This is a genomic window from Bradyrhizobium sp. NBAIM08, assembly GCF_020193935.1.
GTDB classification, from domain to species: domain Bacteria; phylum Pseudomonadota; class Alphaproteobacteria; order Rhizobiales; family Xanthobacteraceae; genus Bradyrhizobium; species Bradyrhizobium yuanmingense.
In genome coordinates this window covers 1-402 of the sequence record NZ_JADYVR010000970.1, presented here as the reverse complement: position 1 = coordinate 402, position 402 = coordinate 1, and the positions used below count along the sequence as shown (strand labels likewise).

1 protein-coding gene is annotated in these 402 nt (G+C 67.7%); it reads left to right on the top strand.

The annotated features are described in order from the left end of the window. Positions 1-402: FGGY family carbohydrate kinase (locus tag I6F37_RS42990; protein ID WP_249795496.1), on the top strand; the 402-nt coding region annotated here is incomplete at both ends.

Here is a 402-nt window from a genome sequence, read left to right as displayed (position 1 = left end):
ACCGGGACTCCCGCACTGCGCCGGCGATCGATGCCGTGCACAGTCGGGTTCCCGCAGCGGAGCTGTACGCGGCGACGGGTCTCCAGCGCCTCCCGTTCAACACCGTCTACCAGCTCGCCGAGGATCAGCTCGCTGGTCGACTCGAGGGCATCGACAGGTTCCTGCTGATCCCCGACCTCATCACCTACTGGCTGACCGGTCGGCAGTTCAGCGAGCGCACCAACGCCTCGACAACCGCTCTCTTCAACGTTCACACCGGTGAGTGGGATGACGCGCTGATCGAGCGCGTCGGCCTGCCTCGCGGCATCTTCCCGGAGCTTGTCAGCGCGGGATCGGCCGTCGGCGGCCTGCTGCCGGCGATCGGATCGCGCATCGGGCTGCCCGGTCTCGAGGTTTCGACAG